Source organism: Sphingorhabdus sp. (genome assembly GCF_046292425.1).
Taxonomy (GTDB): Bacteria; Pseudomonadota; Alphaproteobacteria; order Sphingomonadales; family Sphingomonadaceae; genus Sphingorhabdus_B.
This window is the reverse complement of the sequence record NZ_JBKBQV010000110.1, coordinates 1-646: the sequence shown is the minus strand read 5'-3', so window position 1 is coordinate 646 and position 646 is coordinate 1. Positions and strand designations below refer to the sequence as shown.

Below are 646 nucleotides of genomic sequence, written 5' to 3'. Positions count from 1 at the left end.
ATCCCCATCTTCGCCATCCCCGCGGGCAGCGAGATCATCGTGCGGAAGGTCGGCAGGAAGCGGAATACGAACACGACCCACAGGCCATGGCGGTTGAAGAAGCGGTTGAGCTGCTCGACCTCGTCCCAGGTCATCGTCAGCCAGCGCCCATAGCGATCGACGAACGGCTTCAGCCGGGCAATCCCGATCCAGCGCCCGACCCCGTACCAGAACATGTTGCCGAACGTGGTGCCCAGCGTCGCGACGATCAGCAACGGGGTCATGTCCATGTCGCCGCGCGCCACCGCCATTCCGCCCAGGCCCATGATGACCTCCGACGGCAATGGCGGAAACACGTTCTCAAGCGTCATCAGGATGAAGATCCCGATATAGCCGCCCCAGGCGATCAGGTTGAGGATGAATTCGGTCATAGGGTTGAAACGCTCAAATCCCCCTCCCGCTTGCGGGAGGGGTTAGGGGAGGGCTTGTCAGCAGGCGAACCGGAAGAGACGACAGGCCCTCCCCCGACCCCTCCCGCAAGCGGGAGGGGAGATTCACGCGCGCGCAGCAACGCGGCGCTCGATCGCATCCCAGATCATCGCGGCGGTATCCGTCCCGTTGAACTTGTCGATCGCGACGATCCCCGTCGGCGACGTCACGTTGATCT

The 646-nt window shown here is 63.5% G+C and carries 1 protein-coding gene and 1 pseudogene; both read right to left on the bottom strand.

Annotation, left to right across the window (positions count from 1 at the left end):
• On the bottom strand, positions 1 to 410 hold a 410-nt coding region (locus ACK4S7_RS13130; protein ID WP_409647695.1), incomplete at its 3' end, for a DedA family protein.
• 123 nt (positions 411 to 533) lie between these two features.
• Positions 534 to 646 (bottom strand): annotated as a pseudogene (locus ACK4S7_RS13125) (glutathione synthase); the annotation flags it as partial.